General features: G+C 57.9%; 1 protein-coding gene. It reads right to left on the reverse strand.

Annotated elements, in window-relative coordinates; translation table 11 throughout:
- The coding region (locus Q4P78_RS08735) for a DUF6493 family protein (RefSeq protein ID WP_303339988.1) at nt 1–1,403 on the reverse strand (1,403 nt) is incomplete at both ends.

The raw sequence follows: 1,403 nt of genomic DNA on the forward strand, positions 1-1,403 counted from the left end.
ATGCCGTGTGTTTCCCCGGATGCTTCGCTGAGGTGCTCCGTAAGAAGCCGGTTAAGTTCCACCGGGGTGGTAATAGGCTCACTGGGCGCATAGTTATCCGGTAACGGTGCGGTGCATGGGGCAGGAATATGGGGGATTTCAGCGCCCCGTGGTGCCGCCTCGCACCTACCCTGCGTATGATTCGGCACCTCCCCCGAAGGCTGCTCAAGTATGAGTTTTTGGGCACTCTGAGCAATATCCGCTGGGTACGACGGAAGAAACTCCCGCACCAGCTCAGACACTTTCTGAGGCACCTCTAAGTAATCGTGCTTATTAGCATAGTTATTCAGGGTGCGGAGCAGACTCAGCTGGGCTTTGACGCTTTTCTTATCGGCGCGGCTCAGCACGGCCCCGCTGGCGCTTATCAGCTCATACGGGTTATCGAGTGCACCCTCAGCTAGGAGGGTTTTATAGGCGGCTTGGCCCCAGGCGACAGCTGCTCCAGGTTCGGTGCTGAGCAAGCTCAGGTAGTTATCTTTGCGGGCAAGTATCTCACCCACGGTGGGGGCAAGATGCTTCTGAATATTCAGGTACCAGGCAATATGACGCGCCGAGAAATCACTGAGCATCCTTGTTAGTGTGGCGTCTAAGAGGCGGTCACGGAACCCCGGCAGCCTCGCGCAGAGACTATCGAAGGCAGCCATGAGCTGGCTTTCGAGCAGCTGGTTTTCTTGCGCATCGCCGGCGCGGGTGCCGGTGGAAGAGGTGAGTATTGCCTGCGTGTCCCCCATCCCTTCGGCGGTAAAGAATGCCCAGAATTCCTTCTCACGCAGCCCCTCATCCTCCGTGAGAATACGCACTATACGTTCCACGTGTGATTCACGGGTGAACGGCTCATCCTGGTAGGGGCGGCACAGGTAGTACCTGATCTCACGCAGATACTCCGGGTGGTACTGCTCGGGTGGCACATCCCGCATGAGGCGGCGCATAATGTGCAGGCTCCACAAATCGTGGCACCAGTGGATGTCCTCAAAAACTTTATTAACCCAGGTTCCGCCGCGGCTCATAATCCCCGCCGCAAACGCTTCACCCGCTTTCTGCCGTGCCGCTGCGTCGGTGTGAAAGCTCTCCTGGGGGTAGAGCGGGTACCCGGGGTCTGGGTGGTGCTTCACCCAACGGTTGTCTGCGTCTTCCTGCCCGGTAGAGTGCGTGAATATCCCTTTCGGGTATGTCACGTGGTCGCGGCGTGCAACGGCCGCACGCAGATAAACCATGCGCAGGGTTGGCCCTTCAGCCTCGTACACCGCAGCAAACCCGCCTAGGGCACGCATGATGGCGGTGCGTTCTTTTTCGTCTGCATCAGCTAGGATGCTATCGAGCGTGTGCCAGTCTTCAGTGTTTTTATTGGCTAGAGCAGTGCGTAA

It is taken from the genome of Rothia sp. (in: high G+C Gram-positive bacteria) (assembly GCF_030540545.1).
GTDB lineage: Bacteria > Actinomycetota > Actinomycetes > Actinomycetales > Micrococcaceae > Rothia.